The 257-nt window shown below is 52.1% G+C and carries 1 rRNA gene; it reads right to left on the reverse strand.

Annotated features, from left to right (window positions below):
- Positions 1 to 222, reverse strand: a 16S ribosomal RNA gene (locus AC0V2Y_RS29035); the annotation flags it as partial.
- Positions 223 to 257: the final 35 nt, after the last annotated feature.

The following is a 257-nucleotide window of genomic DNA, read 5'->3' on the forward strand; positions in this document are numbered from 1 at the left end:
TCCACGAGCATGAGGTCTTGCGATCCCCCACTTTCATCCGTAGATCGTATGCGGTATTAGCGTAACTTTCGCTACGTTATCCCCCACTCCAGGGTACGTTCCGATATATTACTCACCCGTTCGCCACTCGCCACCAGAGCAAGCTCCGTGCTGCCGTTCGACTTGCATGTGTAAGGCATGCCGCCAGCGTTCAATCTGAGCCAGGATCAAACTCTTCAGTTTAATCTCTGTTACTTTGCCCTTTTACAGGCACCGTC

The sequence above is a fragment of the Janthinobacterium sp. BHSEK genome (assembly GCF_056174685.1).